We start from the raw sequence: 226 nt of genomic DNA, 5'->3' as shown, positions 1-226 counted from the left end.
TGAGCCGCAGCTTCCAGCACGTGAAGCTGCTGCCCACCATGAGCGTGCTCGAGAACGTCGCGATCGGCGGCCACCTGAGGGGCGACAAGGGGGTGATCAGTTCGGCGTGGCGCCTGGACCGCGCGGAGGAGGCGCGATTGCTCGCCGAAGCCGCACGCCAGATCGAGCGCGTGGGGCTCGCGGAGCACATGTTCGACGAAGCCGGCAGCCTCGCGCTGGGCCAGCA

At 69.9% G+C, this 226-nt stretch carries 1 pseudogene; it reads left to right on the top strand.

Annotated features, from left to right (window positions below):
* Positions 1 to 226: pseudogene (locus tag AC3A35_RS28025) on the top strand (metal-dependent hydrolase); the annotation flags it as partial.

Source organism: Azoarcus sp. Soil_N_20 (assembly GCF_057656155.1).
The sequence above is the reverse complement of the archived record's forward strand: the minus strand, read 5'-3'. Positions and strand labels throughout refer to the sequence as shown.